The organism is Blastomonas natatoria, from assembly GCF_003201955.1.
GTDB classification, from domain to species: Bacteria; Pseudomonadota; Alphaproteobacteria; order Sphingomonadales; family Sphingomonadaceae; genus Blastomonas; species Blastomonas natatoria.
Map to the genome: position 1 here is coordinate 165,699 of NZ_QJJM01000004.1, position 25,539 is coordinate 191,237.

Here is a 25,539-nt window from a genome sequence, read left to right on the forward strand (position 1 = left end):
ATTTGTGAGTCTGCCGGAACCATCCGGCCAAAGACTGGATGGCTGGAAGGCCATTGCGGGCTATTTCCGCCGCGATCGCACGACCGTGATGCGCTGGGCGCGAGAACGCGACCTTCCGGTTCACCGGCTTCCCGGCGGCAAGCAGGGTTCGGTCTTTGCTTACGAGCGCGAACTTGCGGCCTGGGCAGGACAGGCCGAGCAGCGCGACCTTGGCGAAGCGCCTGACGGACCGAACGAACCGGGGCCGCCCCCGAACGCGGTGTCCGCGCCGATGGAGCATACCGTCACGCCGTCCACGACCTCAGCCCGGCGCGGCAAGCAACTGCTCGTCGGCGCGGCAGCGGGCATCGCGATCGCTGCTGTGATCGCCCTCGCTCCCACCTTCACCGACATGCTGGCGCCGAAGAGTTCTCCCGTCGAACGCGCCGCCGCGCTGCCGGACAATCGCGTGGTCTCCGACGATTATGTCGCCGCGCGCGATTCATGGGCACGACGTACCCCTGGCGATCTGCGCCGCGCCATTACGCTTTACGAAAAGGTTATTGCGGCCGACCGGGATTTCGCCCCCGCTTATGCCGGCCTTGCCGAGGCCTGGCTGATCTACCGCGAATATGGCGCCGCCACCGAAAGCCGGGCCTACAGCGCCGCCAAATCGGCCGTAGAGCAGGCGCTGGCGCTGGACGATCAGCTTGCGGCAGCACACCGCGCCAACGGCTTCATCCAATATTGGTGGAGCTATGACGCCCAGCGATCGGTCGATTCCTTCCGACGGGCTCTAGAACTCGATCCGCGCGACGGACTGACCCATTTCTGGTATGCCAATGTGCTGTCCGATCTGGGTCAGGATGCTGCTGCCCAGCGCGAATATGATATGGCGCAACTGCTGATGCCCGGCACCCCGGCTATCGCCGTCGAACGCGCCTGTGCCCATTGGCAGGCAGGACGTGACCGCCGCGCCCTGATGGAACTGGAGCGGCTGAAATCGCAATATCCGTCCGACGCGACGATCCGCAACTGCCTGGCCTGGGCGCATATCTCGCGTAGCGATATCAAGGCCTATGCCCGCGAGTATCGAGCGCTGGCAAACCTGCGCAAAGTACCCGAAATGCAGCGGCTTTCGGTAGAGCTGGATGCAGCCATCGCTCGGGACCCTGCCACGGCGCATCATGTGCTGGTAGCCGATGCCCGGCGCGAATTTGCAGAGGGCGAACGCAAGACGCGGATGACCCCAGCCTTTCATGCGTCCAGCATGGGGGACCGCGCAACGCTGGTCATGCTCCTCAAACAGGCCTCGACATTGGGGGAGCGCTGGTACTCGGCAACGCTCAACCGGCGCATTGCGCAAAAGTGGCGTGGAGATGCAGAAGTCCAGCGGCTGCTGCGTCAGGTGGTGATCGCCACGCCCAAAGTCGACCTGTCCTGATATCACCGTGTGCGCGCGGCTCCGCCATTTTCCGGCGTTTGCAACAATTTGCCACAGCACATTTGGTCAGGCTAGCGCTTAGGCTTCGCGGGGTCTGACCGACGGTATCCGGGGTTTTCGTCGACCCAAAACGGCTGCTGGCCAACCTTCGTTCCCGGGTATCGGCGGTCAGACCACCGGCTGCGAGTCCTCCTTGCAGGAGCGAATGATGGCGCGAAAATGGCCGCTTCTGGCGCTTCTTTTGATGGGCTCGATCCTGACGCTCGCCTGGCCGCGCGGGTCGGCACGGGCAGAGCCGCTCGCCTTTTCCTCGCCGAGGCACACAGCTGGTACCGGACGGATCCGGCATGTGCAGGCCGATCTGGCCAGAACCGTCGAGAGCTGGCAGGGCACCGATTGCCATTCACCGGGCAAGGCCCGGGCCGCACTCAGGCCCGCGCTGGCCAACTGGCTCGGCTATCGAATGATCGATCGTCCGGGCCGACAGCTCGTACGCTGGGGCTATCATTCGGGCGATATCTGGCATGAGGTGAGGATTGTAGCCCGCAAGCGCCAGTGCCGGGCCGGTTTCCGGCGCCTGATCGTCTTTGCCGAATTTCGCTGAACCTTGCACCGTGTGACGGCCAGCATTGTTCACCACACGAGGACGGGCACCGCGCACCATCAGCGGGGACCGACGAACCGCCGAAGTCCAATACCGACCTGTTCGGCAACGACCTGCGCAAAATCCTCTATGTCATCCCGGGACGCACCGAGCATGGCGAGTGCTTCCTGAAGGAATCGGTGCCTGAGCCGTCGGATAGCGAGTGCTGCGTGTCAGGGATCAAGCGCAGCTCGAGCCGAACCGGCTATTTCGTGCCGCCAGTCACCCCCGCAGACAGGGCCCGCAGAGGGACTGCGGCCAGCAGGCAATAAGTCGCATCCGCCTGCGTGGCTCAGCTGCGGAATTGGCGCCCGGTCAAGCTTCTGCCAGCAGCGCTTCGCTCATCTGCCAGAGCCGCTCGGCGCTGTCCGGGTCTACCGCATGCGGCTCGACATCGCGATAGCGGACCGGCTTTTCGCCCGACAGCGCGGCGACATTGCAGTCTTCGCAATAGACACCGCCCTTGCCTTCGAGCAGCGGACTGGTCGCCGCCCAGAGCGTCGTCGTGCAGCCCTGGGTCGGCGTCTTGAACATCGCGCGCGCGCCGTCGGATATCTCGCCCTGTTCGTTGAGCCAGCCGAGGACGATCATTTCCTCGGTCGGAAGATGGCGCTGCAAGGGCGTGAAGATGCCGCCGGGATGCACGGCAAACGCCATGCCGCCACTGTCCTGCAACCGGGCATTCATTCCCAGCGCGAACAGGCTGTTGGCGGTCTTGGACTGGCCGTAAGCCTTCCACTTGTCATAGCTGCCGTCGGTCCAGTTCGGATCGTCCCAGCGGATGTCCGACAGCTTGTGCCCGGTGGACGACAGCGCCACGACGCGTGCATTCTCCGTCCGCTGGATCAGCGGCAGCAGCGTGGTCGCCAGCGCGAAATGGCCCATATGGTTGGTGCCGAACTGCAGCTCCCAGCCGGGCCCTACCCGCATTTCCGGACAGGCCATGACACCCGCATTGTTGATCAGCAGATCGAGCGCCGTGTTGTCCGACGCGAACCCGAGCGCGAACCGCTTGACCGAAGCGATATCAGCGAGGTCCATCAGCGCGATGCGGATATCGCCGGGCATTCCTGCCAGCGCCGCATTGGCCTTTTCGGTATCGCGCGCTGGCACGGTAACCGATGCGCCCGCCGCAGCCAGCGCACGCACCGTTTCCAGTCCAATCCCCGAATAGCCGCCGGTGACGATGACCACCTTGCCCTTGAGTTCGATGCCCGCCAGCACCTCATGCGGTTCGCTGTGGCGGCCGAACGGGGAATCGACAGGCTTCTGGTGGTCGGCAATCATCGGCAGCTCTCCTTGGCGCGCGGGGCGCTTCAGGCGAGCGCCTCTTCGAGCGGACAATAGGCATAACCCAAGTCGTCCGCCACTGCCTTGTAGGTAACCCGTCCGTTCCAGACATTGAGACCGGCAGCAAGGTGCGGATCGCTGCGCAGCGCGTCCTTCCAGCCCTTGTCCGCCATGCGCAGCATATGCGGCAGCGTGACGTTGTTCAGCGCATAGGTGCTGGTGCGCGCAACCGCACCAGGCATGTTGGCGACGCAATAATGCACGATGCCATCGACGATATAGGTCGGGTCGGCATGGGTCGTGGCATGGCTGGTCTCGAAGCATCCACCCTGGTCGATTGCCACGTCGACGAGCACCGCGCCGGGCTTCATGGTGCCCAGCATCTCGCGCGTCACCAGCTTGGGGGCGGCGGCGCCGGGGATCAGGACCGCGCCGATGACCAGATCGGCATTGGCAACGCTGTCGGCGACATTCGATACGTTGGCAAAGCGCGTCTTGGCGCGTGCCTCGAAATAATAGCCCAGCTTCTCGAGCACCTCGGGATTGCGGTCAAGAATGGTCACGTCCGCGCCCAGTCCTGCGGCCATCTGTGCGGCGTTGAAGCCGACCACGCCGCCTCCGATCACGCAGACATTGCCGGGCAGCACACCCGGCACGCCGCCCAGCAGGATGCCGCGACCGCCATGCGCCTTTTCGAGCGCGGTCGCGCCCGCCTGGATCGCCATACGCCCTGCGACCTGGCTCATGGGTTTCAGCAGCGGCAGTCCGCCACTCGCATCCGTGACGGTCTCATAGGCAATGCAGGTCGCCTTGGAATCGACCAGATCCTTTGTCTGCTCCGGATCGGGCGCGAGGTGAAGATAGGTGAACAGGATCTGCCCTTCGCGCAGCATCGCGCGCTCGATCGACTGCGGCTCCTTGACCTTCACCACCATCTCGCATTCGGCGAAGATCTCGGCGGCGGTCTCGATCAGCTTCGCGCCGGCGCGCTGATAGTCGCTGTCCTTGGCCCCGATGCCCAGGCCAGCGCCCGACTGCACCCAGACCTCATGCCCATGCTGCACCAGTTCGCGGGCGCTTTCGGGCGTCATGCCGACGCGATATTCGTGGTTCTTGATTTCCTTGACGGTGCCAACGCGCATGACAGTCTTCTCCTGCTGGTTCTTATGCCCCAGGTTTACTGTGCCCTCCTGCCCCGCGCGAGCAATTTTGTTATATTATTACTTTATTGCGTAATTTTCCGAATTGGAACTGGAATGTTGCAAATGTCCGCCCCGCCAACGGGTATATTGAAAAACGCGTCCTTCCGGTTCGCCCGTGCCCGCGCATAGGCGACAAACGACTCGCTGGTGCTCTCCAGATATTCGAGCTTCGGCCGTTCCGCTTCTGCCAGTTCGGTCGCGAGCCGGACCGAGCGGATGACCGTCCGTTCCTCGGGCGTCTCGTAAAAGCCCAGCGCGCCTGTCCCCCGCGGCAGGCTGGAGAGATGCTCGATGCCCTCGACCACGCGCCCCACCAGCGCGATGTTGCGATCCAGATGCCGCGGCGCATGGCCGATCACGGTGTAAAGCTCGGCCCCCGATCCGGTATCGGGCGAAAGATTGCGGCCGACACCGACCATGCCATAGCAATGCACCGGCCAGACACTCTCGCCATTGCCTGCAAGCGGCCAGCCACGGAAAAAGTCGAGCGTGCTGGCATAGGCATCAGGCCCAGCCCAAGGATTGGGCTCCGACGCCCGATCCGCGACCGCCTCGCCAAAAGCGTCCAGTCCGACCACATAGCCGCTCTCCGGCACTTTAGCGATATTCGCAGGCAGCGGCTTGGCCCTGACCTCGTCCTCGGCATCGGGATCGCCCCATTGCACGACATAATTGTCCTGCACCCGCACGATCGCGGTGTCGTCCCACCAATGCGCGGTCGCCAGCTTGCGGATATTGTCCACCCAGCCGGTGCTGAACGGCGCGGGCATCAGCTGGATCACCACCCGGCGCGGCTTGCCCTTCACATCGGGGGCAAGCTCCATCACCAGCAGATCTTCGGCCGGAATGCGTGCCCAGTCTTTCTTCGGCGCAGCGGCGATGATCTCTCCGGGGCCTGGATTGGCGGGTGGCGGATCACTGGCGGCCACAAGGCTGAGCGGCATAAGAGCAGCAACGGTGCGCAACATGGCGAAGCGGAATCGGGCAGATGTCATGGATAGGACGCTAACACGCTGTCATGGCCAGCGGAACCGCTGTCAGCGACCACTGATCCGCGGCATTGCCGGGCGCGGGAGCATGCCCGCAGCCGCCCGCACCGATAGCCCCGCATCACAGCGCAAACCATGCTTGCACGATCCGGCACTTGGCTATAGGGGGTCGCCTTCCAGGACATGCGGAGCGGTGGCCGAGTGGTCGAAGGCGCTCGCCTGGAAAGTGAGTATACGTCAAAAGCGTATCGAGGGTTCGAATCCCTCCCGCTCCGCCACTACCCTTTCCTTTCCAATCCCCAAGCGACCCATTGGTTCTGGGGCATTCTGTGCGGGAATATTGCAGCCAAGCGCACCAACCCAGTCTGGCGATGACGATCGCTGGAGCGCGCCGCCCGTTAAGAGGCATCGCACCATCGTTTTGCACGTCCAGTTGCACGCTTGACAAGCCAACGAAAACTGACATGGTAGCGCTATCAGTCAATAAAAGGCTTATCTATGGAGGGGAATCTGCAGGAACTTCGTTCGGCGCTGCCTGACGATTGGAAGACGGGCGTCTTCCTGGGACGCATGCTCGGCGATGCCGGACCAAGCCCCATCCTGATCGTGCGGGGTGAATTGTACGACATGGCACAGGTGGCACCCACCTGCGCTGCCCTGGTCGAACGCGGCGATTTCACGGGAGCCGGCGGTCGTCCTCTCGGTCCTTACGACCCTGGCACCGGAACCCAGCTGCTCAGTCCCGTTGACCTGCAGTGCATCAAGGCCTGCGGCGTCACCTTTGCGGTCTCGGCGATCGAGCGCGTGATCGAGGAACGCGCGCGCGGTGACTGGAGCGCGGCATCGGCCATTCGCGAGCGGCTTGAAACGCGCGTCGGCGGTTCGATCCGTTCGGTCGTTCCCGGCTCGCCCGAAGCTGCATCCCTGAAGGAAGCACTGATCGAGGATGGGCTGTGGTCGCAATATCTGGAAGTGGCGATCGGGCCGGATGCCGAGGTGTTCACCAAGGCTCCGGTGCTGGCATCGGTGGGCGCAGATGCCGAGATCGGCATCCGCTCCGATTCCACCTGGAACAACCCTGAGCCGGAAATCGCGCTGCTGGTGAACAGCGCCGGCGCGGCGATCGGCGCGATGCTGGGCAATGATGTGAACCTTCGCGACTTCGAGGGACGCTCCGCCCTGCTGCTCGGCAAGGCGAAGGACAACAATGCGTCCTGCGCGCTCGGCCCGTTCGTCCGCCTGTTCGATGACAGCTTTTCGATCGATGACGTGCGGCAAGCGGATTTGCGCCTGACGATCACCGGCACCGACGGCTATATGCTCAAGGGCGAGAGCAACATGCGCGAAATCAGCCGGGATCCGCTCGACCTTGTCCGCCAGACATTGAGCGAGCACCAGTATCCGGACGGCTTTGCCCTGTTTCTCGGCACGCTGTTTGCGCCAGTGCAGGATCGCGACGAGCCGGGCCGCGGCTTTACCCACAAGGTAGGCGACGTGGTAGCGATCGAGAACAGCAAGCTTGGCCGACTGGTCAACCGCGTGGTCACATCGAGGGATGCCGAGCCATGGCGACTGGGCATTGGTGCGCTGATGGCCAATCTGGCAGCTCGCGGCCTTCTGCGGGGGCCGGCATGACACTCCAGGCGAGCATCATCGCGCCCTCCCGTGCCGCCATCTACCCCAGCCTTGCCGGCAAGCGGGTGCTGGTGACCGGAGGCGCCAGCGGAATCGGCGCGGCGCTGGTCGAGCGCTTTGCCGAGCAGGGTGCCAGGATTGCCTTTCTGGATGTCGACGACGTTGCAGGCGAAGCCCTTGCCGCGCGGCTGCCGGACGCATCCTATCGCCATTGCGACCTGCGCGAGATCGATCTGCTCCGGTCGTGCCTGACCGACGTTCAGGACCAGCTCGGCGGGATCGACATCCTGCTCAACAATGCCGCCAATGACGACCGTCACGGCATCATGGACGTCACCCCCGACTATTGGGAGGAGCGGATGGCGACCAATTTGCGGCACCTGTTCTTTGCGGCCCAGACTGTCGTTCCTGCCATGCGCTCGGCTGGGGGCGGCGCGATCATCAATTTCGGATCGATCAGCTGGCATCTCGGCCTCCCCGAGCTCGTTCTGTATCAGACCGCCAAGGCTGCGATCGAAGGCATGACGCGCGGCATGGCCCGCGAACTGGGCCGCGACAATATCCGCGTGACGACGATCGTACCCGGCAATGTCCAGACCCCCCGCCAGCAGAAATGGTACTCGCCTGAGGCCGAGGCGGAGATCGTCGCCGCGCAATGCCTGAGCGAGCGTATCCAGCCGGTCGATGTGGCAGCGCTGGCGCTGTTCCTGGCCTCGGATGACGGGCGAATGTGTACCGGACACGAGTATTTTGTCGATGCGGGCTGGCGCTGAGATGGCAGTGACCTCTGTCCTGCCTGTTGCTGCCATTCTGGGCGAAGGGCCTGTATGGAGCGATGGCAGGCTCTGGTTCGTCGACATCAAGGCAGCGCGCGTGCATTGCTACTCCCCGGACGATGGCAGCAGCCAGCGCTGGGACGCGCCCGATCAGATCGGCTGGGTTCTGCCTTCCGTGCGCGGAGACATGATCGCCGGGATCAGGACGGGGCTGCACCGCTTCGATCCTGTGACCGGCCATTTCTTGCTGCTGCATGACCCCGAGCCGGACTTGCCCGGAAATCGGCTCAACGATGCCGCGACAGACCAGGCCGGCAGGCTCTGGTTCGGCAGCATGGATGACGGCGAGACCCAGATGACCGGCAGGCTGTATCGCTGTGACGCGGGCGCATGCCGCGACACCGGTCTGCCGCCCGTCGTCATCACCAATGGCCCGGCCATCACTGGCGATGGCCAGGTGCTCTATCACACCGACACGCTGGGCAAGACCATCTGGCGCGTGCCGATCGGAGCGGATGGCGCGCTTGGGCAGCCCGTTCGGCATATCGTCATCGAGGACGGAGCCGGCTATCCCGATGGATCGGTGATCGATGCCGAAGGCTGTCTGTGGGTCGCGCTGTTCGGCGGCTGGGGTGTGCGGCGCTACGATCCTGCGGGCAAGCTGATCCGGACCGTCCGCTTCCCCGTCGCCAATGTCACCAAGATCGCATTCGGCGGCGACGATCTCGTGACCGCCTATGCCACGACTGCCCGCAAGGGGCTTGACCGCAATGCGCTTGCGGCCCAGCCACTGGCAGGCAATCTGTTTGCATTCGATCCGGGCGTGGCGGGTCTGCCGGTGATGCCGGCGGGAATATAAGAACAAGAGAATATCGAGGAGCAGGGAAGAATGGCGACGGTAGCGCAACCACGCGACGGGCAGGTCAATATCGGATTCATCATCGCGATCGTTGCCGTGGCCACGATCGGCGGATTCATGTTCGGTTATGATTCAGGGGTCATCAACGGCACCCAGAAGGGTCTGGAGAGCGCATTCGATCTGGGCAAGTTCGGCATCGGGGTGAATGTCGGGGCCATCCTGGTGGGATCGGCTATCGGCGCGTTCGGCGCCGGACGGATGGCAGACCGCATCGGCCGACGCGGCGTGATGCTGCTATCGGCGCTGCTGTTCCTGGCAAGCGCGCTGCTCGCCGGCGCCGCATCATCGTCGATCATCTTCATCATTGCCCGCATCATCGGCGGACTGGGCGTCGGCGCGGCCAGCGTCATCTCACCGGTCTATATCTCCGAGGTGACGCCTGCGAATATCCGCGGGCGCCTGTCGAGTGTGCAGCAGGTGATGATCATCACCGGACTGACCGGAGCCTTTGTCGCCAATTTTGCTCTGGCGCGCTATGCCGGCGGTTCGACAGCGGAATTCTGGATGGGTCATCCTGCCTGGCGCTGGATGTTCTGGCTGCAAGCGATACCCGCCGCGATCTACGGCCTTGCGCTTCTGCTCATCCCGGAAAGTCCCCGCTATCTGGTCGCGCGCGGTCGCGAGGCCGATGCACATGCCGTGCTGGCACGGCTGTTCGGCGCAGCCGAGGCGGATCGCAAGGTCGTCGAGATCCGCAACAGCCTCGCCACCGATCAGCACCGTGCGCGCCTGTCCGATCTGATCGACAAAAGTTCGGGCAAGATGCGTCCCATCGTCTGGACGGGTATCGGGCTCGCCATCTTCCAGCAGTTCGTCGGCATCAACGTGGTCTTCTATTACGGCGCCGCCCTGTGGGAAGCGGTCGGCTTTTCCGAGGATTATGCCTTGCAGACCAACATCCTGTCGGGTGTGCTCTCGATCGGCGCGTGCCTCGCCACCATCCTGCTGGTCGACCGGATCGGGCGCAAGCCGCTGCTGCTCATCGGCTCTGCCGGCATGGCAGTGACGCTGGCGATCGTCGCCTATGCCTTTTCGACCGCGATCACCGGCCCGGACGGCAGCGTGTCGCTTCCCGGCAACAACGGCGTCATCGCGCTGATCTCGGCCAATCTTTACGTGATCTTCTTCAACCTCAGCTGGGGTCCGATCATGTGGGTGATGCTCGGCGAGATGTTCCCCAACCAGATCCGCGGATCTGGTCTTGCGGTGGCAGGATTTGCGCAATGGATCGCCAATGCCGCGATCTCGGTCAGCTTTCCCTCGCTCGCCGCCTCACCGGGGCTCGCTGTCACCTATATCGGCTATGCGCTGTTTGCAGCGCTGTCGTTCTTCTTCGTACGCAAGATGGTCCACGAGACGCGCGGCGTCGAGCTTGAAGACATGCAGGGCTGATGCGTCTTGCGTCAGCGCAGCTTGCGCGCCGTCGGCCGACGGCGCGGGGCTGCGTCGGACTGCCTGCGGATCAGCTCGTACTCGGCCAGCACATGCGGACAATCGGCGCCGTTCGCCTTGCTGCCTCGGATCTGGCGAACCAGCAATTCGACCGCCTGCCGCGACATCTCGAGCACGGGCTGGCGGATTGTGGTCAGTTCGGGCCATATCGTGGTCGCGAGCGCGGTATCGTCAAAACCGCAAACCGTCAGGTCGCCAGGCACGTCCAGCCCCTGACGATGCGCAATGGCGACGGTCGCTGCGGCCATGTCGTCATTGGCCGCGAAGATCGCCGTTGGCGGATCCTCCAGCGAAAGCAGCTGTTCGGCTGCATCAAGGCCGGAGCGATAGGTAAACATCCCCTCGGCCACCAGTTCGTCCGCCAAGGCCAGGCCCGCCTCGCACAGCGCCGCACGATAGCCTTCCAGCCGTTCGGCGCTGGCAGTCTGGTTAGGGTTGCCAGTGATGAAGCCGATCCGCACATGGCCAAGCTGCACAAGATGCCGGGTCATGTCCTCAGCCGCCCGGCGGTCATCGATGCTCACCGACATCGCCCAATCCGGTGCACGGCCAGTGGCGACCGCCACCATGGGGATTCCCCTGTCTTCCAGGGCCTTCAGGATCGGGGTGGAATCGCTGAGCGGCGGCGGCAGCACCACGCCATCGATCCTGCCGCGCAGCAGATGGTCGACGGCTGCTGCGCCTCCGCCATCATCATCGTCGCATTTTTCGACGACCAGATGCACGTTGCTGCGGCTTGCCTGATCGAGGCTGCCGACCAGAAACTCGCTCAGATAGGCAAAGGACGGGTTCGAATGGAGCAGTCCGATGCGGATGTCGTCGCCGCCCGCCAGGGTCCGTGCTGCGGCATTGGGGGCATAATTCAGGACGGCAATGGCCTCTTCCACCTTGCGCCTGGTTTCGGCCCGCACGTTGGTTTCGCCGTTGATGACACGGCTGACCGTCATCGGCGATACACCCGCATGCGCCGCCACGTCGCTGATCGTGGGAACGTTGCGCTGGCGGCGGGGGCCGCGACTTCCTCTCATGCATGGTCCTTCGGAACGAAACTGCCCATCGGCTGGCGGGCCATTCTTCGCGCAATACCCCCGGTGCTCTGGAAAGGCGAGATATGATCGAACTGCTGCTGGCGCTGGCGCTGCAACCGGCCCCCTATGTCAAGAACCCCAAATACTGGCCGACCCCGGTGATGGACGAGGCCCCGCCCCCGCTTCCGCCGCTGAAGCGGGGCGCGGTGCTGGTGCTGTCGAAGACCAACGGCTATCGCGATGACGAGCAGATCGTCGCGGCCACGACCGCGCTGCAAGAGATCGTCCAGGAGAGTGGACGGGACGTCTTTACGACCGAGAACGCGGCGATCATGAACCCGCGCGATCTGGGGCGTTTCAAGGTCGTGGTGCTCAATTCGACCAGCGGCAATATCTTTACCGAGAGCCAGCGCGCAGCCTTTCGCGAATGGGTGGAAAAGGGCGGCGGGGTTGTGTTGCTGCACGGTGCGGGCGGTGATCACCACTATGACTGGTCCTGGTATCGGGATGCGCTTGTGGGGGTGCGATTCATCGGACACACGTCCAAACCCAATCAGTTCCAGCAGGGCGATATCCATGTTGCTGAACCCCGACACAGGGTGATGCGCGGCATACCGGTGAAATGGACGCGGACCGAGGAATGGTATGCCTTTGACCAGATTGCAACCGGGCAGAACACGCGCATTCTGGCGACGCTCGACGAGGCCAGCTATCGCCCCGCTCCGGAACAGCGCATGGGCGCCACCCACCCCATCATCTGGACACGATGCGTTGCCCGGGGCCGATCGATTTTTTCGGCGCTCGGCCATCAGGCACACAGCTATGCCGAACCGCTGCACCGCAGGCTGATCGGCAATGCGATCGACTGGGCGGCGGGCACACGCTGCTGATCCATCAGTGCGGATTGCCCGGAGCATAGGGGAAGCGAAGCTGCTTGTAATGCTCCAGGCCGTGTTCCGGCGCTTTAGACCCCGCTGGCAGTTCCAGCCCATTGACAGACATCCAGTAAGCCAGGCTCGCATCGCGCCACCACCGGGCCTCGCGCTGCTGGATCGCGAGGAAAGTGTCGGTCTTGGTCCAGCGCTCCGCATCGATCCGGGATTTGAGCGTGGCCCATTGCGCGCGCATTGCCGCGACCTCGGCCACACCGCGATCATAGCGGCGCACCATCTCCTCCCAGAGGGTCCTGCCATCGGCCAGCCTGTAGTCCCAGGGCAGATGGTGGAACCACAACAGGTCCTCCAGCGGCGTGGTGCGCGGATCGGCATAGCGTCTGGCGATCGGTGGCGCATATTGCGCCACCGCATTGCTGCCAGTGCGGGTGCGGTCGAAGCCGATGCCGTTCCGGTCGGCGCGGTGATAATAGACCGGGTTCCATTCGGGCCGGGCCAGGTCTGACACCCATGGGCCAGGACCATAATGGTGACCGGTGGCGAACAGATGGGCGAGGCCCAGCGGCCCGGTATAATCGACGACCGCCTCGCGCGAGCGCATCATCATGGCGACCACTGTGCCGATCACCATCGGGTCGCTGCCAAAGGTCTGCACCGCCCATTCGCGCGCCAGGGCCTGTGACGAAAGGCCGGGATCCCAGGCAAGACGGCCGAAGACATACCAGTTGGCCTGGTTGAAGGTGCTGCCCGACCAGTCGCGGTCGCGCCCGATATTGGCGACCCCGGCCATGCCGCTGAGCGTATGGCCATCGGCCTTTCCGGTAATCACCGACGCCACCGTCTCGCCCCGCCGCGCGCCGGTCGGTGCATCGAGCACCTCCTCGAACATGGGCCCCAGATAGGCCAGGTGCGTGGCGAAGCCGAGATATTCCTTGGTGATCTGGAATTCGGCAATCAGCGGGGTTTTCGGCATGGCACCGAACAGCGGGTGAAAGGGTTCGCGTGGCTGGAAATCGATCGCGCCGTTCTTCACCTGCACCAGCACATTGTCGGCAAACTGGCCATCGAGCGGCTCGAATTCGGTATAAGCCTGCTTGGCGCGGTCCTCCGGATCGGTATCGGCATAGACAAAGGCCCGCCACATGACGATGCCGCCATGCGGCTTTACTGCCGATGCAAGCATGTTGGCCCCGTCGGCATGACTGGCGCCATAATCGCGCGGGCCGGGCTGGCCCTCGCTATTGGCCTTGACCAGAAAGCCGCCGAAATCCGGAATCGCGCGGTAGATCTCGTCCGCCTTGGCCTTCCACCAGGCCGCCACGGCCGGGTCGCGCGGATCGGCGGTCTTCAAGCCTCCGATCTCGATCGGCGCAGAAAAGCGCGCCGAGAGATAGACCTTGATCCCATAGGCCCGGAAGACATCCGCCAGCGCTGCTGCCTTGGCGATGTAGGGCGCTGTCAGGCTTTCCGCCTTGGCATTGACGTTGTTAAGCACCGTGCCGTTGATGCCGATCGAGGCATTGGCCCGGGCATAATCGGCATAGCGCGGGTCCTTGAAGTCCGGCAGCGTCCACCAGTCCCAGAGCGATTGCCCGGAATAGCCGCGCTCCACCACGCCATCGAGATTGTCCCAGTGATTGAGGATGCGCAGCCGCGTCTGCGGGGCCGAGGCCAGCGCGATATTCGCCGGATCGCCGCCACTGTCCAGATGCCGCAGCAGCGCAAACGCACCGTAGAGGATGCCCAAATCGGTTGCGCCAGTCACCAGCGTCACGGCGCGTCCGCCGATCGTAGCATGCTGCACGCGGTACCCCTCAGTCCCAAGGGCCTGCCTGTCGATGCGCTGACCTGCCAGCGCTGCATCATCGGCGCGCGCCAGCAGCACCGGGCGCGAACCGGCAGGCAGGCTGCGGCGCAATTCCTCCGCAGCGATGCGCAGGGTGGGAGAATCGCTCGTCCAGTCGACGGGAACAGAGGCGCCCTGTTCGCGGGCGCTGCCCAGCCAGAGGCCATATCCGTCATCGGCCAGCGCGGGTGAAGCCAGGGCCAGCGCTGCGCAGGTCCAGAGCGGCCCCAGGCGTCGAATGAGCATCATTTTCTCTCTCCCTGATCGCCGCACCGATGCGCTGGCGAATTGCAATGGCATTGACAAGCCTTTGTCGTGCCGTGCATGGTAGCGGTATCACAACGGCAACATCAACAAGAATGTTGCACCTTTCGGGACGGGAGAGATGGATGAAGCGGACGACGAGCCAGGGAGCCGGTGCAACCCGTCGCGACCTGTTCCTGTGGGGCGGCTCGGTATCGCTGCTGGCGATGATGCCGGTTGCCGCAAGAGCCGCCACCCCCATCTATCGCGATCCCAAGGCCCCGATCGACCTGCGAGTCGACGATCTGCTCTCGCGCATGACGCTGGACGAGAAGGTCGCGCAGCTGATCACGCTCTCGCGGACCAAGCGCGATGTGATGGACACGGATCTGGCCTTCGATCCGGCCAGGGCATCCGCCGCCTATCCGCACGGCATTGGCCAGATCGCCCGTCCCTCGGACAAGGGCGGCGCAGCTACCGCCAACAACAACCCGGCGGAAGATACCGGACGCTGGCGCGCGCCCGCCAACACCATCGCGTTCATCAACGCCGCGCAGAGCTGGGCGCGATCGACCCGGCTGGGCATTCCCATCCTGTTCCACGAGGAATGCCTGCACGGGTACATGGCGCCTGGCGCGACCAGCTTTCCGCAGGCGATCGCGCTCGCCGGCACGTTCGACCGCGATCTGATGCAGCAGGTCAGCGCCGTTATCGCCTGCGAGATGCGCGCGCATGGCGGGATACTCGCGCTGTCGCCCGTGGTCGATATCGCGCGCGATCCGCGCTGGGGGCGGATCGAGGAGACCTTCGGCGAAGATCCCTATCTTTGCGGGGAAATGGGCATTGCCGCCGTGCTGGGGCTGCAGGGTCGCAGCAAGGTCCTGGCGCCCGGCAAGGTCTTTGCAACGCTCAAGCACATGACCGGGCATGGCCAGCCCGAGAGCGGCGAGAATGTCGCCCCTGCCCCGCTCGCCGAACGCGAGCTGCGCGAGCGCTTCTTCCCACCCTTCCGCAAGATCGTGCAGCAGACCGGCGTTGCGGCGGTGATGCCGTCCTACAACGAGATCGACGGCGTGCCGAGCCATGCCAACCGCTGGCTGCTGGGCGATATCCTGCGTGGCGAATGGGGTTTCGATGGCGTGATCGTCAGCGATTATGCCGCGATCGGCGAGCTGGCGACGCTGCACCATGTTGCGTCCGATATGGCCGCAGCAGCACGGCTGGCGCTGATGGCAGGTGTCGACAGCGACCTGCCCGATGGTGAGGCGTTCCGATCGCTGGCGGATCAGGTGCGCGGCGGCAAGGTTCCGGCATCGCTGGTCGATCTGGCCTGTCGCCGGATGCTCACACTCAAGTTCCGCGCCGGACTGTTCGAAGCCGCACCGGTCGATGCCCGCGCCGCAGCCAGGCTCACCGCCAATGCCGAAGCGCTGGCGCTGGCGCGCCGATCCGCCGAAAAGGCGATTACCCTGCTCACCAATGACGGCACGTTGCCGCTGAGGCCTGGCGCACACAAGCGCGTCGCGGTCATCGGACCCAATGCTGCCATTGCGCGCTTGGGCGGCTATTCCTCGCTGCCGACCGATCCGGTGTCGCTGCTCGAGGGCGTCAGGGCACGCCTCAAGGATCAAGCCGAGGTCCTGTTCGCCCAGGGCGTGTTCATCACCCAGAGCGAGGACCGCTCGGCGAACGAGATCCTGCTGGCCGACCCGGTGAAGAACCGCCAGCTGATCGCCGAGGCGGCCGCACTCGCCAGCACCTGCGACGTCATTCTGCTGGCCATCGGCGATACCGAACAGACCAGCCGCGAAGGCTTTGCCAGAAACCATCTGGGCGACCGCACCAGCCTGGACCTGGTAGGCGAACAGAACGAGCTGTTCCAGGCGATGAAGGCGACCGGCAAACCCGTCGTGGTGGTGGCGATCAATGGTCGCCCGCCCTCCTGGCCGACCGTGGCCGAACAGGCCAATGCACTGCTGGAATGCTGGTACATGGGCCAGCAGGGCGGGCACGCCATGGCGGCGGCGCTGTTCGGCGATGTCAATCCCGGCGGCAAGCTGCCGGTCACCGTAGCCCGGCATGTCGGCCAGCTGCCGGTATTCTATGATGCCAAGCCCTCGGCGCGGCGCGGCTATCTGTTCGACACGACCGACCCGCTTTTTCCCTTCGGCCATGGTCTCAGCTATACGCGGTTCAAGATGAGCGAGCCGCGCCTGTCCGCCGCGCGTATCGGTCCGGGTGCGGGTGTCACCGTTTCGGTCGATATCGCCAATGTCGGCGACCGCGAAGGCGACGAGGTCGTCCAGCTCTACATCCGCGATCAGGTCGCCTCGGTGACCCAACCGCTCAAGGTGCTGAAGGGCTTCCGGCGCGTGACGCTGAAGCCCGGCGAGCGGCGCACCGTCGAGATTGCGCTCGAAGCCGATGCCTTCGCGATCTGGAACGACGAGATGCGCGAGGTCGTCGAACCCGGACTGTTCGACATCATGACCGGACCGGACAGCCGCAACCTCAAAACCGTCACTCTCGAAATCGCCTGAGGATCATCATGCCAAAAATTGCCGATGCCCGTGTCATCATCACCTGCCCGGGCCGAAACTTCGTCACGCTCAAGATCATCTGCGACGATGGCACGACCGGGGTCGGCGATGCGACGCTCAACGGTCGCGAGCTTTCGGTGGCCAGCTATCTGACCGACCATGTCATCCCCTGCCTCATCGGCCGCGACGCGCACCGGATCGAGGATATCTGGCAATATCTCTACAAGGGCGCCTATTGGCGGCGGGGCCCCGTCACCATGAGCGCGATTGCCGCGGTGGACACCGCCTTGTGGGACATCAAGGGCAAGATCGCCGGGCTGCCGGTCTATCAGCTGCTCGGCGGTGCGAGCCGCGAAAACGTGATGGTCTATGGCCATGCCAATGGCACGACGATCGAAGATACGATCGCGGTCGCGCTCGATTACCAGCGCCAGGGCTACAAGGCGATCCGCCTGCAATGCGGCGTGCCGGGCATGGCATCGACCTATGGCGTCAGCAAGGACCGCTATTTCTACGAACCCGCCGATGCCGATCTGCCGACCGAGAATGTCTGGAACACCAGCAAGTATCTGCGGATCGTGCCCGAGCTGTTCAAGGCCGCGCGCGAGGCTCTGGGCTGGGACGTGCATCTGCTGCACGACATCCATCATCGGCTGACCCCGATCGAGGCAGGGCGGCTGGGCAAGGACCTGGAGCCCTATCGCCCGTTCTGGATCGAGGACGCCACCCCGGCGGAAAACCAGGAAGCGTTCAGGCTGATCCGGCAGCACACGACCACGCCGCTCGCTGTCGGGGAAATCTTCAATTCGATCCACGACTGCCGCGAACTGATCCAGAACCAGCTGATCGACTATATCCGCACCACCGTGGTGCATGCCGGCGGAATCACCCATTTGCGGCGGATCGCCTCGCTGGCCGATCTCTACCAGATCCGCACCGGCTGCCATGGCGCGACCGATCTGTCCCCCGTTTGCATGGCGGCGGCGCTGCATTTCGACCTTTCGGTGCCCAATTTCGGCGTGCAGGAATACATGCGCCATACCGACGAGACCGATGCGGTCTTCCCGCATGCCTGTACGTTTGAGGATGGCGCGATGCATCCGGGCGATGGCCCCGGCCTCGGGGTCGATATCGATGAGGAGCTTGCCGCCGGCTATGAATACAAGCGTGCCTTCCTGCCGGTGAACCGGCTGGAAGACGGCACGATGTACAACTGGTAACCGGTCCCTTGGCCACCGCCCCGCAAAGCGCTGCCCCCAGGCCGCATGGACGCATCCGCTGGGTCATCTGCGCGCTGCTGTTTGCGGCCGTGGTCCTGTCCTATGTCGACCGCCTGGTGCTGGGCGTGCTCAAGCCGCAGCTCGAAACGCTCTATGGCTGGACCAATTCCGGCTATGGCGACATCAGCGGCTATTTTCAGGTCTGCTATGGCATCGGATTTCTTGCCTTTGGCTGGCTGATCGACCGGATCGGGCCGCGCGCGGGCTATCTGCTCGCCATGGGCACCTGGACGCTGGGCCATTTCGCGCAGGTGCTGGTCACATCGACCACCGGTTTCGTGATCGCACGCATCCCGCTGGCGCTGGGCGAGGCGGGCACCTTCCCGTCCGCACTCGCCGCCGCCTCGCAATGGTTCCCCAAGAAGGAGCGCGCGCTGGCGATCGGCATCTTCAACGCCGGCGCCAATGTCGGCGCGATCGTGACCCCGCTGCTCGTATCCTTCATCGTCGTCGGGCTGGCGTTCGACTGGCGATGGGCGTTCATCGTCACCGGCCTGTTCAACCTGGTCTGGCTGTTCGCCTGGTGGCGCTTCTACCGCAACCCCGCCCAGCACCCGAAGGTCACGGCGGAAGAGCGCGCCTGGATCGAGGCGGAACCGGCAGACGATGTCGGGCGCACCGGGTTTCTCAACGTGCTGCGCCATCGCGAGGCCTGGGCCTATATGGCGGGCCGCTTCCTGATCGATCCGGTCTGGTGGACCTTCCTGTTCTGGCTGCCCGATTTCTTCAACAAGCAATATGGCTATGATCTCAAGAATTTCGGCCCGCCACTGGTCGCCATCTACATTCTTGCCGATGTCGGGGCCATTCTGGGCGGATGGTACAGCTCGCACCTGCTCAAAAAGGGCATGGCAACCGGACGTGCGCGCAAGCAGGCGATGTTCGTCTGCGCGCTGTTCGCGGTGCCGGTGATGTTCGCGATCGAGGCGGACAATATCTGGATTGCCGTGCTCTGCATCGGCCTGGCCTGCGCGGCGCATCAGGGCTTTTCGACCAATCTGTTCGCGCTGCCGGGCGACCAGTTTCCGCGCTTTGCCCAGGGCACCCTGATCGGCCTGGGCGGCTTTGCCGGGGCCTGTGGCGGCTTCATTGCGTCCAAGTCGCTGGGCCTGCTGCTCGACCGGATCGGCAGCTATGAGCCGTTCTTCATCGCGTGCGGAATGGCCTATCTCGTGGCTTTGGGCGTCTTTCATCTGCTCAACCCGCATTATGCCGCAGTGAAGGTCGCCAGTCGCCCGGCATGATCTTGTATTGCGAACCGGCGAGCTGGCTTGCCTTGTACCGGGCAAGGCAGGCCATGGCAGGACCGCACAGAAAGGAAGATGAATGATGCTGCGATCGACCGTGTCCCTTCTCGCGCTGGTCCTCGCCGCACCCGCGCTGGGCGCCCTGCCCGAAGGGCCAGGCCCCGCAGGTGCCAAGACAGCGGCCGAGGCGGAACAATGCCCCTGGCAGGCCGCCTGGGCCTCGTCGCAGATGCTGCCCGATGCGGCCAATGCCTTGCCGGACGGCGCGCTCGAGGATGCTACCTTGCGGCAGATCATTCGCCCCAGCATTGCGGGCACGCATGTCAGGGTCCGGCTGTCCAATGCCTTCGGAACAACGCCGCTGCAAATCGGCAACGCGACGTTGGCGCGCTCGGCGAACAATGCCAGCGCCGATATCGATGCCGCCACGATGGAGCCGCTGCGCTTCGGCGGCTTTGCCGGGACGGTGATTCCTCCGGGTGGCGAATGGCTGAGCGACCCGATCCGCTGGCAGGGCAGCGCGTTCGAGGATCTGGCAATCAGCGTGCATGTGCTGCAGCACCCCGAGCGCCAGACATCGCATCCCGGATCGCGCGCGACCTCCTATGTCGCGCGCGGCGATGCGACAAAAGCGTCAGGCCTTGCTGGCGCGATGGCGGTGGATCACTGGTATCTGCTGTCCGGCCTCGAAGTGCGCAGTTGTGCGGCGAGCCAGGGCATTGCGGTGCTGGGCGATTCGATCACCGACGGCCGCGGATCGACCACCAACGGCAACGACCGCTGGACCGATTTTCTGGCCCGGCGTCTTAAGGGCCGCGCGGCCGTGCTGAACCAGGGCATTGGCGGCAACCGGGTGCTGCTCGACGGGCTGGGACCGAACGCGGTAGCGCGTCTGGATCGCGACGTTCTGGCACAGCCCGGCGTTCGTCATCTGATCGTGCTGGAAGGGATCAACGATATCGGCAATCTCGCGCGTGGCCGGACGGCCAGCGCCGAGGAGCATGCAGCCCTGGTGGCGCAGGTGACCGCAGCCTATGGCCAGATCATCGAGCGCGCGCATGCACGCGACATAAAGGTTCACGGCGCGACCCTGCTGCCGTTCATGGGCAATGACTTCTACAATTCCGGCGCGGCGAGCGAAGCCGATCGCCAAGCGATCAACCACTGGATCCGCACATCCGGCGCGTTTGACAGCGTCATCGACCTCGATGCCGTGATGCGCGATCCCGCACGGCCGGACTATCTCAATCCCGCCTATGACATCGGCGATGGGCTGCATCCCAATCCCGCTGGCTTCCGGGCTATGGCAGAGGCGGTCTCGCTCTCGCTGTTCGAATAGAGCCTTCCCCCTGTCCGGTGCGCTCAACGCCCGCTAGGGTGGCCGTTCGCGCGCGCCTTGCCTGCCTCTGCCGAATGTGGCGCCGGGCGCTCCCCCAAAGCGCGATCGGTGCCTGACATTGCGACAAAAAAAGGACCGGTCGATCGCTCGACCGGTCCCAACTGGGGAGAAAACCCCTGCCCGTCGGCGCGATCAGAACCGACCGCGCAAACCGACAAGGATGGTGCGACCCGGATTGTATTCGTTGAACGTGGCATTGGGGAACTGGAAGAAGCTGCTCTGGGCTTCCTTGGTGATGTTGATGGCATTGATCACGACCGTCGGCAGATAGTCGTTCCCGAACACCTGGGCGAGATCGATATTGGCCGAGAAGTCCAGCTGGCTGTAGCTGCGTCCGAAGATCGCCGCCTGCGGAATGCCGTTCTGGTTGGGGTTCGAGTTCTGCGAGCCTTCATTATACACATAGGTCAGGCGTGCCGAGATTCCGTTCTTGTCGTAATACCCGGTGGCCGTGTAGGTCGTCGGCGCAACACCGATCGCCACTGCCGGCGCCCCCGTGCCCTCGCCCTTCTGATCGATCAGGGTGAGATTGCCCTGGAAGCCGAAGCCGCTGACGCCGATATATTTGGTGATGAAGTCGAGCGGCTGGGTAATCTGGAATTCCAGACCGTTGACCTTCAGCTTTCCATCGGCATTGACCTGCTGCTGCACCACGACACCGACATCGCGCAGCGCCTGGCCCGGCTGCGCGCGGGCTGCCAGCGCCTCGCGCTGCGCCTGGGTCAGCGAGTCCACGTTGATGCCGAACTGTTCGAAGAACGAGAAGGGCACGTTGGTGAGGCCGTTGACCGTGAAGCCGGTGATCGACTTGCGGAAGGCCGCAACAGCGATCACGCCCTCTCCGCCGGTATAGAGTTCGAAGCCCAGATCGATATTGTCCGAGATGAACGGATCGAGCGCATTGTTGCCGACCGTCCCGATGTCCGCCGAGGGCTGCACGAAGCTTGCGCCGGGCAGCAGGGCATTGGGATCCGGACGGGTCATGGTTCGCGACAGCGAGGCGCGAACAACAGCCGTCTGCCCGATATCGAATGCCGCGCTGAGCGAGGGCAGGAAGTTGGAATAGCGGGTGTTCGAGGTCGGGAACACGATGGTGTTGGGGAAACGTCCGCCATCGGCCACCGGCGGAGCACCGGCAGGGTTGTTGCGCGGATCGGGGATGCTGACGCGGCCGCCGACGATCTGTTCGGTCCGGACGTAGCGCACCCCGCCGTTGAGACGCAGGGTGTTGTCGCCCAGTTCGAAGATGCCATTGCCTTCGACAAACGCACCCGTCACCTTCTCGCGGATCAGGCCGCCATTGGCGCCGCTGCTGCCCGATCCGGTTTCGGTCGCGCCAGCCAGCAAGGCATCGTAGTTGGTGTCACGACGGACCCGATCCCAATCGACAGTGATGTAACCGTTGTTGCCGGGCCGCAGATAGCTCGGCACCGCAGCGGTGGGGATGAGCGAGCCGGCATAGGTGATCGGCGGAGCGCCGGCTGTGAAATTGGTGCCATAGCCGGGGAAGGTCGGAAAGCCGGCGGGCGTGGCCGTGCCCGGCTGGTTGAGTCCGGTGCAAGGCGTGGTTGCGCTGTTCGGTGCGAGCAGCGTGACGCTGGGGCCGTTGCCGCAAATGGCGTTCTGCCACAGCGCCGTGTTGTCGAACGGCGTGATGCGACGCCGGGTATCGTCAAAAGCACCGCCAACCCGGACACTGAAGCGGGTTTCGTCGCCGAACAGCAGGCTGCCGCGAATGCCCTTCGTTTCGGTTTCGCGCTCTTCACCGTTCAGGTTGACGCGGCCGCCGCCATCCCAGCCGAAATTTGCGGGATTGTTGAGATCGGCGCTCGAGCGAATCAGCGGGACACCGCCATCATTCTCGTACGTGACCGTGAGGCCGCTATTGGGCGGAGTGATGACCAGGAAGGTCGGGCTTTCGCGGCGGAAGTTGCTGCGGGTATAGTTCGCCTGCAGGTCGCCCTTGATCCAGTCGTTGAGCTTGAACTCGATGCCGGGGTTGATGCCCCAATAGTCCTGGGTATCCTTGTACGGGCGATATTCGAGGAAGAACTGCGAATTGGCATAGGTGCCGCTGGTGACCGTGCAGCCAGCGGAGCAATCGGTCTTGTCATAGGTGGTATTGATCGGGATGACCGCGCCATTGCGACCGACCCAGTTCATCGCAGTGCGCGTGAATTCGGTATCGCGCTGGGCATACATGCCATCGACATAGAAGTTGAAATTGTCGCTGGGCCGCCATTCGAGCGAGACCAGTCCGTTATAGCGCTCGCGGAAACCGTTTTCGCTGCGCGGACGGCCGAGGCGCGGAATGATGCCATTGTCGATCTGGTCGATCGTCGCGCCGGGATTGTTGCGCAGCAGGAACGCCTCGTCGATGACCGCACCAGGTGTCAGGCCGTTGCCGGCGCGCGAGGGCACGGTGGCTGGAATGGTGAAATTGCCGCCACCCGTGGCATTGCGCGTTCCCGACGTGCGCTGGGCCGCCGTCAGATTGGGGTTGGTGAAGCCGATGGTCTCATAGCCCTCGACATTGAATTCGTTGCGGACCGCAGCGCCGCCGACCAGGATGCCGAAATCGCCGAACGTGGCGCTGGCCACCAGATGGCCGCGATAGCCCCATTTGTCCGCGCCGCTCATCTTGGACCCTTGCAGTCCATAGCTGACATAGGGCTTGGGATTGTCGAACGGGCGCGCCGCGCGCAGGTTGATGGTACCTGCCGCACCGCCTTCAAGCAGGCTGGCCGTGGGGGACTTGCTCACCGTCAGCTGAGTGAACAGCTCGGTCGGAATAAGGTCGAGATCGACCTCGCGATTGGTGCTCTGCGCATCGAAACGCACCGAAGCGATGGCTACCGGCGCGCCGTTCAGCAGAACGCGCGTGAAGTTGGTGCCGAGGCCGCGAATGGCGACAGAGGAACCTTCGCCGGTCACTTCGCGGGCGATCGTGATACCGGGGATGCGGTTCAGCGATTCGGCGATGTTGGTGTCGGGGAACTTGCCGATATCCTCGGCGAAGATCGAATCGGTGAAGCCGACCGAATTGCGCTTGGCCAGGGTCTGGCTTTCCAGCGATGCGCGAAAGCCGGTGACGACGATCTCGTTCGACGCTTCCTCACCATCGGCAATCTCGATCTCGCTGCTCGGCGCGCTTGTCGCCGGTTCGTTTTCCGGAACCGGAACGCCTTGCGCCAGCGCCATGCCGGGCATGGCCAGCGCAGACACGGCCACCGCGTTCAAAAGACCAAGACGCACTGATTGGATGCGAGCAACCATATTATCCTCCCCTTGTTCGGCCTTGGCTTCGTGCCATGGTCCACGCTATGGTAGCGCTATCACCGCTATCGATAATACTCGGAGTTATTCCTGTCAATAGGCTGTCGCATTATCGGACGGTCGGCTTCCCCAGATCGCGTAGAAGAGGATGAACAGTTCGCACGCCGCCGTCAGCAAAAATGACACCTGCAGGCCATGCAGGTCGGCAACCCAGCCCTGGACCACGACCAGTGCCCCACCCGCAATCGCCATGATCAGCAGGCCCGATCCTTCTTCGGTCAATGGCCCCAGGCCTCTGATGCCCAGTGTGAAGATTGTCGGGAACATGATGGAATGGAACAGCCCCACCAGGATCAGTGCCCACATCGCGGCCGGTCCGGAAAGGAACACGGTCGCCAGCATCAGCACGAACGCAACGACCGAGAACACTGCCAGGACCGACTCGGCGGCATAGCGCTGCATCAGGGCAGAGCCTGAGAACCTGCCGACCATCATCCCCGCCCAGAGCAGGGTCAGGTAGCGGCCGGCCTCGGCCTGGGTAAGGTCTGCAATATCGGGCTGGCTGACAAAATTCACGAAAAGATTGGCCACCCCGATCTCCGCGATCAGATAGATGAAGATGGCAGGGATGCCCCAGACCAGATTGCGATGCCTCCACAGCGACAGCGACTTGCGCGCCTCGCGCGAGGCTCGGGCGGTCGATGAACCCAGCGCTGGCAAGGGAAATCGGCCAACGACCGCCGCCGGCGCGAACAGTGCGAGCGCCACCAGCCCATAAGGCAGGATCACCGACTGGGCGTCCGCGAGGCGTTCCGCCTCGCTCAGGATCGTACCCGCTTCTGCGGTCCCTCCTCGCGAACGCCCCAGGATCAGATACGCCCCGAAAAGCGGTGCCAGCATGGTCCCGGCAGAGTTCATCGCCTGAACGAGATTCAGGCGAGAGGGCGCCGATTCCGCCGGGCCGATGACCGCGACATAAGGATTGGCAGCCACTTGCAGCAAGGTGATGCCGCTGGCGATGATGAACAGCATGACCAGCGTGACGCCATAGGACGGCAGGCTCGCCGCCAGCATCATACCGAGCGCACCGATAGCCATCACCAGCAGACCCGTTACCATCGCGCGCTGATAGCCGATCCGCGCGATCAGCCGGGCCGAGGGGATCGAGGCGAGGAAATAGGCGATGAACCAGACCGATTCGATCATCGTCGTCTGCGTATAGCTGAGATCGAACACATTGCGCAGATGAGGCAGCAGCGTGTTGTTGATCACGGTGATGAAGCCCCAGATGAAGAACAGGCTGGCCAGCAGGACCAAGGCGGGCGTGAATCCCGCTCGTCCCGCGCCTTCACCAGCCGACCCGCTATCGGCTGTTCCGTGCATGTCCATGGTAACGCTCTCCCCGGTGCCCTGGTCTTGTCTAAATTTATTTGTCTGAGTATATAACCACTCCGGGAG

18 protein-coding genes and 1 tRNA gene are annotated in these 25,539 nt (G+C 64.0%); 12 read left to right on the forward strand and 7 right to left on the reverse strand.

From position 1 onward, the window contains the following. The first annotated feature begins 4 nt into the window (after positions 1–4). Both C7451_RS06520 and C7451_RS06525 read left to right on the forward strand, forming a co-directional pair. Positions 5–1,423, forward strand: coding sequence for a tetratricopeptide repeat protein (locus C7451_RS06520; RefSeq protein WP_110298150.1), 1,419 nt, complete (start codon positions 5–7; stop codon positions 1,421–1,423). 208 nt (positions 1,424–1,631) lie between these two features. Beyond that, entirely contained in the window at positions 1,632–2,027 is a 396-nt protein-coding gene (locus C7451_RS06525) for a hypothetical protein (RefSeq protein WP_146215297.1), read from the forward strand. A 354-nt stretch (positions 2,028–2,381) separates the two neighbouring features. On the opposite strand, the gene C7451_RS06530 is transcribed toward C7451_RS06525, so the two are convergent. From C7451_RS06530 to C7451_RS06540, 3 genes are all read right to left on the reverse strand, one after another. After that, the gene (locus C7451_RS06530; RefSeq protein WP_110298152.1) at positions 2,382–3,353 is read right to left on the reverse strand and encodes an oxidoreductase; all 972 of its coding nucleotides are present in this window, start codon (positions 3,351–3,353) and stop codon (positions 2,382–2,384) included. 29 nt (positions 3,354–3,382) lie between these two features. Beyond that, on the reverse strand, positions 3,383–4,498 hold the full coding sequence (gene ald / locus C7451_RS06535) for an alanine dehydrogenase (protein WP_110298153.1): 1,116 nt from the start codon (positions 4,496–4,498) through the stop codon (positions 3,383–3,385). An 83-nt stretch (positions 4,499–4,581) separates the two neighbouring features. Continuing rightward, positions 4,582–5,553 carry a peptidylprolyl isomerase gene (locus C7451_RS06540; RefSeq protein WP_425266462.1) on the reverse strand — a complete coding sequence of 324 codons (972 nt, stop codon included), beginning with the start codon at positions 5,551–5,553 and terminating at the stop codon, positions 4,582–4,584. 181 nt (positions 5,554–5,734) lie between these two features. On the opposite strand from C7451_RS06540, the gene C7451_RS06545 reads away from it, so the two are divergent. The 5 genes from C7451_RS06545 (at position 5,735) to C7451_RS06565 (ending at position 10,269) form a co-directional block, all read left to right on the forward strand. Next, positions 5,735–5,825, forward strand: a tRNA-Ser gene (locus tag C7451_RS06545). A 220-nt stretch (positions 5,826–6,045) separates the two neighbouring features. Next, positions 6,046–7,182: a fumarylacetoacetate hydrolase family protein gene (locus C7451_RS06550; protein WP_110298155.1), complete on the forward strand. Its 1,137-nt coding sequence runs from the start codon at positions 6,046–6,048 to the stop codon at positions 7,180–7,182. Next, positions 7,179–7,955, forward strand: coding sequence for a D-xylose 1-dehydrogenase (xylB, locus tag C7451_RS06555; protein WP_110298156.1), 777 nt, complete (start codon positions 7,179–7,181; stop codon positions 7,953–7,955). Before C7451_RS06550 ends, xylB begins: the two co-directional genes overlap by 4 nt. Before the next feature lies 1 nt (position 7,956). Continuing rightward, positions 7,957–8,817: an SMP-30/gluconolactonase/LRE family protein gene (locus C7451_RS06560; protein WP_110298157.1), complete on the forward strand. Its 861-nt coding sequence runs from the start codon at positions 7,957–7,959 to the stop codon at positions 8,815–8,817. Between the two features lie 30 nt (positions 8,818–8,847). After that, complete coding sequence (locus tag C7451_RS06565) at positions 8,848–10,269, forward strand: sugar porter family MFS transporter (RefSeq protein WP_110298158.1); 1,422 nt, start codon at positions 8,848–8,850, stop codon at positions 10,267–10,269. Between the two features lie 11 nt (positions 10,270–10,280). Here C7451_RS06565 and C7451_RS06570 read toward each other — a convergent pair whose 3' ends face one another. Then, complete coding sequence (locus tag C7451_RS06570; protein WP_110298159.1) at positions 10,281–11,357, reverse strand: LacI family DNA-binding transcriptional regulator; 1,077 nt, start codon at positions 11,355–11,357, stop codon at positions 10,281–10,283. Between the two features lie 83 nt (positions 11,358–11,440). Here C7451_RS06570 and C7451_RS06575 point away from each other — a divergent pair, with 83 nt between their 5' ends. Continuing rightward, entirely contained in the window at positions 11,441–12,247 is an 807-nt protein-coding gene (locus tag C7451_RS06575) for a ThuA domain-containing protein (protein WP_167398448.1), read from the forward strand. 4 nt (positions 12,248–12,251) lie between these two features. Here C7451_RS06575 and C7451_RS06580 read toward each other — a convergent pair whose 3' ends face one another. Then, entirely contained in the window at positions 12,252–14,345 is a 2,094-nt protein-coding gene (locus C7451_RS06580) for an alpha-glucuronidase family glycosyl hydrolase (protein WP_244181675.1), read from the reverse strand. Positions 14,346–14,485: 140 nt separating this feature from the next. Here C7451_RS06580 and C7451_RS06585 point away from each other — a divergent pair, with 140 nt between their 5' ends. From C7451_RS06585 to C7451_RS06600, 4 genes are all read left to right on the forward strand, one after another. Then, positions 14,486–16,879 carry a glycoside hydrolase family 3 N-terminal domain-containing protein gene (locus C7451_RS06585; RefSeq protein ID WP_110298161.1) on the forward strand — a complete coding sequence of 798 codons (2,394 nt, stop codon included), beginning with the start codon at positions 14,486–14,488 and terminating at the stop codon, positions 16,877–16,879. 8 nt (positions 16,880–16,887) lie between these two features. Next, positions 16,888–18,099, forward strand: coding sequence for a D-mannonate dehydratase ManD (gene manD, locus C7451_RS06590; RefSeq protein ID WP_110298162.1), 1,212 nt, complete (start codon positions 16,888–16,890; stop codon positions 18,097–18,099). An 8-nt stretch (positions 18,100–18,107) separates the two neighbouring features. Continuing rightward, positions 18,108–19,403 carry an MFS transporter gene (locus C7451_RS06595; RefSeq protein ID WP_110298163.1) on the forward strand — a complete coding sequence of 432 codons (1,296 nt, stop codon included), beginning with the start codon at positions 18,108–18,110 and terminating at the stop codon, positions 19,401–19,403. 82 nt (positions 19,404–19,485) lie between these two features. Then, a complete protein-coding gene (locus C7451_RS06600) occupies positions 19,486–20,745 on the forward strand; it encodes an SGNH/GDSL hydrolase family protein (RefSeq protein WP_425266463.1) in 1,260 nt (419 codons plus the stop codon). Between the two features lie 192 nt (positions 20,746–20,937). On the opposite strand, the gene C7451_RS06605 is transcribed toward C7451_RS06600, so the two are convergent. Together C7451_RS06605 and C7451_RS06610 are read right to left on the reverse strand one after the other, a co-directional pair. Continuing rightward, a complete protein-coding gene (locus C7451_RS06605; RefSeq protein WP_110298164.1) occupies positions 20,938–24,081 on the reverse strand; it encodes a TonB-dependent receptor in 3,144 nt (1,047 codons plus the stop codon). Between the two features lie 93 nt (positions 24,082–24,174). Further along, positions 24,175–25,464, reverse strand: a complete 1,290-nt coding sequence (locus C7451_RS06610; protein ID WP_208625156.1) for a sugar MFS transporter — start codon at positions 25,462–25,464, stop codon at positions 24,175–24,177. Positions 25,465–25,539 lie beyond the last annotated feature (75 nt).